Origin of the sequence: Isoptericola croceus (assembly GCF_029382255.1) — a bacterium.
Classification (GTDB): domain Bacteria; phylum Actinomycetota; class Actinomycetes; order Actinomycetales; family Cellulomonadaceae; genus Isoptericola; species Isoptericola croceus.
Genome location: NZ_JARLLG010000338.1, coordinates 1 through 267 on the forward strand (window position 1 = coordinate 1; position 267 = coordinate 267).

Sequence of the window (267 nt, forward strand, 5' to 3'; positions counted from 1 at the left end):
TTCCTCACCCTCAACTACGAGCCCTCCATCCGGGAGGTGAGGCTCCCGGACGGGCGCACGGTGCCCGCCGCCTACGCCCGCGTCCTCTACATAGACAGCCTCCCCTTCGGGGCCGTGATCCGGAGCCTCCACCACTGGTCGGCCCACGTGATGATCGCCGCCGCCTTTTTGCACATGCTCCGCATCCTGCTCTCGGGGGCCTACAAGAAGCCCCGGGAACTCAACTACCTGGTGGGCCTCGCCCTCTTGGGGCTGGCGGTGGTCACC

General features: G+C 67.8%; 1 protein-coding gene. It reads left to right on the forward strand.

The annotated features are described in order from the left end of the window. On the forward strand, positions 1-267 hold a 267-nt coding region (locus tag PZC42_RS21555; RefSeq protein ID WP_277214220.1), incomplete at both ends, for a cytochrome b N-terminal domain-containing protein.